Here is a 2,787-nt window from a genome sequence, read left to right on the forward strand (position 1 = left end):
GCTGCTCGGTCATTTCCTCGATCGCGCCGACATAGGCGTAGCCGGCGTTGTTCACGATGACGTCGAGACGGCCGACCGCCGACGTCACCACGCTGGACGTCGACGCGGGCAGCGTGACCCCGGTGGACACCGGCGCCGACGGCGCCAGGGCGCTGGCCGGCGCCCTGGTCGGCGACAGCAGCCTGGTCACGGCCTCCTACGTCACCACCCCGCCCGCCACCGGGACCAACGGCCTGGGCACCGGCATCGGCGGCCTCTCCGGCACCGGCGCCCTGCTGACCACGGGCGACGCCACCCTCGCGCCGCAGGCCAACCAGTTCCAATCCGACGGGCGCGACTCGGGCGGCGGCAAGGTCCGCGGCGACAGCGCCTACGACGTCACCGTGCTCCGGGTCGACCTGGACGTCCCGTCCTGGGCCAAGTGCATGACCTTCGAGGTCAAGTACTTCAGCGAGGAGTTCCCCGAGTTCGTCAGGTCCGCCTACAACGACGGCTTCGTCGCCGAGCTGGACCGCAGCACCTGGACCACCAACGAGTCGACCATCCTGGCGCCGGACAACTTCGCCTTCGACCCCTCCGGCAACGTCATCTCCACCAACACGACCGGCCTGCTGGCGATGACCGCCTCGGCCTCGGCCGGGACGACGTACGACGGGGCCACGCCGCTGATGAAGGCCTCAACCCCCATCACCGGCGGGTCGCACAAGCTGTACCTGTCGATCTTCGACCAGCACGACGCGGTCTACGACTCGGCCGCGCTGGTGCGCAAGCTCACCTACACCCAGGACGAGCCGGCCGAGTGCGGCACCGGCGCCAAGCCCGTCACCAAGCCGGTGATCTTCGTGCCGGGCATCATGGGGTCCAAGCTGAGGGACGCCAGCACCGAGTACTGGCCGGGCACCCTGACCAAGCTGCTCAGCCTGAGCGACTCGCACCTCGACAACATCATGCTGAACGACGACGGGGAGACCGACGCCAAGGGCAACGGCGTCTACGCCCCCGAGGTCATCATGAAGATCCTCAACATCAAGTCCATCTACGCGGGCACCGTCAGCCACCTGCAGAACGCCGGGTACGTGCTGGGCGACATCGAGAACCCGCAGCCGGGCGAGAACCTCTTCCTCAACCCCGTGGACTGGCGCAAGTCGTCGAACCACAACGCGGACCAGCTGCTGGACCGGATCGAGTCGGTCCTGCAGGCCACCGGCGCCGACCGGGTCAACATCATCGCCCACTCCCAGGGCGGACTGGTGACGCTGGCCGCCACGCGCATGCAGCGCTCGGTCGGCAAGATCAACCGGATCTCCACCATCGCCACGCCGTACCTGGGCGCCGCGAAGGCGCTGGGCGTCATGCACTACAAGACGCCCTGCGTGATCGACCTGACCGCCGGCCGCTGCCTGCTCAACAGGAACCAGGCCGCGAAGATCACCAAGAACTTCCCCGGCTTCCTGGAGCTCCTGCCTTCCGACAACTACCACACCGTGGTCGAGCCACCGGTCAACCGCGTACCGGGCGGCCCGCTCACCCCCGACCAGGTGCGCGACATGCTCAGCGACAAGAACCTGGCGCTGATCGACAAGGCCCGCGCCTGGCACCGGGCGTCCGACGCCTGGAATCCCGCCGAATCCAGGGTCGGCCTGACCCGCCTGGTGGGCACCGGCGTGACCACCCCGGTGAGCTTCGACGAGTTCCCCGAGGCGCACTGCAACGAGAAGAAGGGCTGGTGGGACGGCTGCGTCAACGGCACCGGCGTCATGATCAACTGGAGTGACCTCGGTGACGGCACCGTGCCGCTCGGCTCGGCCCGGCTCACCGCGGGGCTGCGCGGCAACTCCGTGGTCCAGCCCGCCTACTCCGGCATCGGCCACGTCGAACTGCCCAACGAGTCGCAGGTCGTCTACGACGCCGTCAACGCCGTCCAGGGCGAAGGACCCGTCACGGCCGCCCTCGCGGCGCAGCAGGACGACAGCGTCCAGGCGGCCGCCGCCGGCGGGCTCACGGGCACCGAAGTGGAGATCAGAGGCCCGGTCAACCTGCTGCTCACCGACGCGGGCGGGCTGCGCACCGGGTTCACCGACCCGGCGACCGAGGTCGAGCTGGAGGACATCCCCGGCAGCTCCTACGCCGCGGGCGTCGGCCCGTACAAGCGCATCTCCGCCTTCCTCCGCCAGGGCAGGGCCGCGGCCACGATCACCTCGACGGACTTCGGCTACGTCTACCTCCGGCTGCGCACGTACGAGAACGGCGTCATCACCTCGACCATCCCGTACGAGCCCATCCTCATCGGGCCGAACGACCACATCACCCTCAACGGCGGCGGCGTCACGGTCCCCGCGACCCGCGTCTCCGTCACGCCGTGCGACTCGGGCTGCCCGGCCCAGGACCCGCTGCCCACGGTGACCGGTTCGGCGGCGGACGACGAGACCCCGCCCGACACCGACGTCACGCTCGGGTACGACGAGTACGACGGCAGGAAGCGGGTGCACGTCGACGCCTCCGCGACCGACGCCGGCGGGTCGGGCGTGGGGCGGATCGAGTGGGCCATCGTGTCCAGCGATCCGGACGACACCCCGCAGTACTCCACGTACGGCCTGCCGTTCTACTGGATGAAGCCCACCGGTTCCACCGGGACCTGGACGCTCCACCTGCGGAGCATCGACAAGGCGGGCAACATCGACGGCTCGTACGTGCGGTCGTCGGCGCGTCCGCCGCCGCGAACCTGACGTCCTCCGAGCCCGGCCACGCCGCGTCGGCCGGCAGCCCCGGGCCCGACTCGACCACGCA

Annotated in this window: 1 protein-coding gene; it reads left to right on the forward strand. The window is 70.0% G+C overall.

Annotated features, from left to right (window positions below; all coding sequences use genetic code 11):
- Positions 1–122: 122 nt before the first annotated feature.
- Positions 123–2,726, forward strand: a complete 2,604-nt coding sequence (locus ACWEPL_RS65095; protein ID WP_452443045.1) for a choice-of-anchor L domain-containing protein — start codon at positions 123–125, stop codon at positions 2,724–2,726.
- Positions 2,727–2,787: the final 61 nt, after the last annotated feature.

It is taken from the genome of Nonomuraea sp. NPDC004186, from assembly GCF_053603495.1.